Source organism: Streptomyces sp. NRRL B-24572 (genome assembly GCF_002156145.1).
Taxonomy (GTDB): domain Bacteria; phylum Actinomycetota; class Actinomycetes; order Streptomycetales; family Streptomycetaceae; genus Streptomyces; species Streptomyces vietnamensis.
On sequence record NZ_MWIG01000798.1, the window covers coordinates 1 to 2,033 of the forward strand.

Consider the following 2,033-nt stretch of genomic DNA (forward strand, 5'->3'; position numbering starts at 1 on the left):
CGCATCGCCGCCGCCGTCGGGGTGGGCCTCGGTGCCGGTCTGTTCGCGGCGGCGCTTCACGGCGGCGGCGATGCGGGGCTGGAACAGGACCAGGACGAGCGCGAGGCCGATGAGGACGGGGACGATCGCGTCGAAGGCCTCGGACGGCAGGGCCAGGAGCAGGATGGCGCCGATGAGGCCGCCGGCGAGGGCGACGGCGCCGAGTCGCAGGACGCGCGCCTTCTGGCCCTCGAGTTCGCGGCGGTAGCCGATGGCTCCGCTGATCGAGCCGGGGACGAGGCCAAGGGCGTTGGAGACGTTCGCGGTGATCGGGGGGAGTCCGGTCGCGAGGAGGACCGGGAACGTGATCAGCGTTCCCGATCCGACGATCGTGTTGATGGTGCCGGCGCCGATGCCGGCGGCGAAGACTGCCAGGGCTTCCCAGATGGACAACGCCATCTCCTTACATGGTCAGTGAGTCGCCTCCCCGCCCTGACGTCGTCAGGGTCGAGGGGCTCGCACTGATCATGCACGAATTACGTGTACGCGTCAGTCAACCGACGGTTCGTCTCGTCGTGCGGACGGTACGTCCTTGATGTTGAAGCCGGGGGTGCCGCCGCCCACGTTGCCGAAGGCGCCGGAGAGGCCCTTGAGGGCGTCGCCGATCTCGCTGGGCACGATCCAGAGCTTGTTGGCGTCGCCCTCGGCGATCTTCGGGAGCATCTGGAGGTACTGGTACGAGAGGAGCTTCTGGTCCGGGTCGCCGGCGTGGATGGCCTCGAAGACCGTGCGGACGGCCTGGGCCTCGCCCTCGGCCTTGAGGGCGGCGGCCTTGGCCTCGCCCTCGGCGCGGAGGATCGCGGACTGCTTCTCGCCCTCGGCGGTGAGGATGGCGGACTGGCGGGTTCCCTCGGCGGTGAGGATCGCGGCGCGCTTGTCGCGCTCGGCGCGCATCTGCTTCTCCATCGAGTCCTGGATGGAGGTCGGCGGCTCGATGGCCTTGAGCTCGACGCGGTTGACGCGGATGCCCCACTTGCCGGTGGCCTCGTCGAGGACGCCGCGCAGGGCCGCGTTGATCTCCTCGCGGGAGGTGAGGGTCCGCTCCAGGTCCATGCCGCCGATGATGTTGCGCAGGGTGGTGACGGTGAGCTGCTCGATCGCCTGGATGTAGCTGGCGACCTCGTAGGTCGCGGCGCGGGCGTCGGTCACCTGGTAGTAGATGACCGTGTCGATGTTGACGACCAGGTTGTCCTGGGTGATCACCGGCTGCGGCGGGAACGGGACGACCTGCTCACGGAGGTCGATCCGGTTGCGGATCGAGTCGATGAACGGGACGACGATGTTCAGTCCTGCGTTGAGCGTGCGGGTGTAGCGGCCGAAGCGCTCCACGATCGCCGCGCTCGCCTGCGGGATGACCTGGATCGTCTTGATCAGGGCGATGAAGACGAGCACCACCAGAATGATCAGGACGATGATGACTGCTGACATCGTGTTCCCCGTGCCCTTCGCTGCCGGTTGTCTGCCGGGTTGCTTTCGATGATCGAGTTTCCCAGATGGCGGAGCGTCATGGGTGAGGTTCGGTCACATGACGTCACATGACCACGGCGGTCGCCCCGTCGATGTCCACGACGTCGACCTGTTCGCCCGGTTCGAAGGTCTGTCCGGTGTCGAGCGTACGGGCGGACCAGACCTCGCCGGCGAGTTTGATGCGGCCTCCGTTGCCGTCGACCCGCTCCAGGACGACGGCCTGACGGCCCTTCAGGGCGTCGACTCCGGTGGCGAGTCCGGGTCCGCCGGCGCGGTGGCGGGCGGCGATCGGGCGTACGACCGCGATGAGCGCCACGGAGACGACGACGAAGACGAGTACCTGGGTGACGATGCCGAAGCCGAGGGCGGCGGTCACCGCCCCGGCGACCGCTCCGACGGAGAACATGCCGAACTCCGGCATCGCGGTCAGGACCAGCGGAATGCCGAGCCCCACCGCGCCGATCAGCCACCAGACCCACGCGTCGATGTCCACGTGGTCATGGTAGGGCGGTGGGGTCCTCCCGGGA

Annotated in this window: 3 protein-coding genes; all 3 read right to left on the reverse strand. The window is 68.5% G+C overall.

Annotation, left to right across the window (positions count from 1 at the left end; genetic code table 11):
• Positions 1-438 (reverse strand): sulfite exporter TauE/SafE family protein (locus CCN56_RS36165; protein ID WP_179200113.1); only part of this gene is annotated, 438 nt, incomplete at its 3' end.
• A gap of 90 nt (positions 439-528) precedes the next feature.
• On the reverse strand, positions 529-1,467 hold the full coding sequence (locus tag CCN56_RS36170) for an SPFH domain-containing protein (RefSeq protein WP_086831988.1): 939 nt from the start codon (positions 1,465-1,467) through the stop codon (positions 529-531).
• A gap of 103 nt (positions 1,468-1,570) precedes the next feature.
• Positions 1,571-1,999 carry an NfeD family protein gene (locus CCN56_RS36175; RefSeq protein ID WP_086831989.1) on the reverse strand — a complete coding sequence of 143 codons (429 nt, stop codon included), beginning with the start codon at positions 1,997-1,999 and terminating at the stop codon, positions 1,571-1,573.
• Positions 2,000-2,033 lie beyond the last annotated feature (34 nt).

Coding starts and splice junctions, on each gene's coding strand:
- CCN56_RS36170 (WP_086831988.1), bottom strand. CDS start 1,467: ATGTCAGCAGTCATCATCGTCCTGATCATTCTGGTGGTGCTCGTCTTC.